The 525-nt window shown below is 37.1% G+C and carries 1 protein-coding gene; it reads left to right on the top strand.

All coding sequences use genetic code 11. The features are described 5' to 3' along the window. On the top strand, positions 1-306 hold a 306-nt coding region (locus tag ACFINH_RS10405), incomplete at its 5' end, for a hypothetical protein (protein ID WP_375633102.1). Positions 307-525: the final 219 nt, after the last annotated feature.

Raw genomic sequence — 525 nt, 5'->3', positions numbered from 1 at the left:
AAATCTGGTCCTTTCTTAGAAGAAAGTGACATGATCAAATTTATCGACCAAGCCGATAATGCTGTCCAAATTTTGCGTATTGAACCAACGACTAATCGTTGCGAAGATATCTCTGAAGATATTGCCGAATTCTATCTTAAAGAATGTGAAGAGCAGTGTTTCAACGGAAACATTCCTCACGATTTTATTCTACACAGCACAGCATACGGTTTTTTTTTAGATGATATAAAACAGCGCGAATATGATGATGCAATGTATGGTTCTTACGAAAAACAACACCGTTTGCGTCCTTGTGATGTGCTTTAAAAGCTAAAGGCGTTTTTAAAAGACGCCACCTTTTCAAAAAATTCACCACACAATGCAATGCCGTTCTTTTGCAAGAACGACAAAGGCAGAATCTAACTTAAAGGAGTAAAATCATGGAAAAGAAGTACGAACTTACTGATGGGAAAGCTGAGTTTAAAGGGGTAACTCTTCACCGTATCCGCGCTTTAAGAGACTTTGGAGTTATTAAAAAAGGTAATT

This window comes from Bartonella sp. AA74HLJMH, assembly GCF_042197045.1.
GTDB lineage: Bacteria > Pseudomonadota > Alphaproteobacteria > Rhizobiales > Rhizobiaceae > Bartonella.
The sequence above is the reverse complement of the archived record's forward strand: the minus strand, read 5'-3'. Positions and strand labels throughout refer to the sequence as shown.